Genomic DNA, 732 nt, shown 5'->3' on the forward strand with positions numbered 1-732 from the left:
CCTGCAATCGGCCGGACTCTAATCGATGCTGGGGGGATTTTTCAGGGGCACGTCACGACGCGCCGCCCGAATACGGGCCGAAGAAGACGCTCTACAATCGCTATGTCCGCTGGGCCGCCAAGGGCGTCTGGGTCAAGCTGTTTCAATCGCTCGCGCAAGCCGGCGGGCCGCCGGCGGAAGTTCTCATCGATTCCTCCGCCGTAAAGGCGCATCGCTCGGCCAGCGGCGGCAAAGGGGGGAGAACAATCAGGCCATCGGCCGCTCGCGCGGCGGACGAACGACGAAAATCCACGCGCTGACCGACGCGCTGTGTCGACCGATCGCATTCATGCTCACGGGCGGCAACGTCGCCGACTGCACGGCTGGCGCTGACCTTCTCTCGCATCTTCCGCCGTGCGAAATCCTCCACGGCGACAAGGGATACGACAGCAACGCCATCCGGCGAAAGGTCGAGAGCGGCGGGACCATGCCGAACATTCCGCCCAAGGCCAATCGCAAGTGGAAGAACTGCTTCTCGCCCTTCCTCTATCGAAACCGCAACGCCATCGAGCGCATGTTCTGCCGCTTGAAGGACTTCCGCCGAGTTGCGACGCGATACGATCGAAACGCCGCGAACTTCCTCGCCGCCGTCTGCATCGCTGCGACCGTCAGCTACTGGTTATGAGTCTGGGCCCTAGCATTACAGTTGCTTTTTTAGATGGGCTCGCCTTGCTTCGGCTTGGTGCGCTCGTC

At 62.6% G+C, this 732-nt stretch carries 1 pseudogene; it reads left to right on the forward strand.

Annotated features, from left to right (window positions below):
* A pseudogene (locus KP010_RS22475) lies at nucleotides 1-664 on the forward strand (IS5 family transposase); the annotation flags it as partial.
* Between the last annotated feature and the right edge of the window lie 68 nt (nucleotides 665-732).

This window comes from Methylosinus sp. KRF6, assembly GCF_018887255.1.
Taxonomy (GTDB): Bacteria; Pseudomonadota; Alphaproteobacteria; order Rhizobiales; family Beijerinckiaceae; genus Methylosinus; species Methylosinus sporium.